A 215-nucleotide genomic window follows, 5' to 3' on the forward strand; every position below is an offset into this window, starting at 1 on the left:
AAAAGAGCTGCACGGCAACGTCCTGCTTTCACAAAGGGAAACCCTTCACTATCCTCGGCGCTGGGAAGCTTAACGGCTGTGTTCGGAATGGGAACAGGTGGATCCTTCCCGCCATCGTCACCGCACAGTGACTCTTCTATTAAACTGGAGAACGTTGTTCTCTCAAAACTAGACAGCTGATCAACACGAAACAACACCACTTACCCTTAACACAC

Annotated in this window: 1 rRNA gene; it reads right to left on the minus strand. The window is 49.8% G+C overall.

Going from position 1 to position 215, the window contains the following annotated elements:
• Positions 1-9 precede the first annotated feature (9 nt).
• Positions 10-125, minus strand: a 5S ribosomal RNA gene (gene rrf / locus ACYQ2O_RS13950).
• Positions 126-215 lie beyond the last annotated feature (90 nt).

This window comes from Alkalibacterium sp. m-11 (assembly GCF_054658155.1).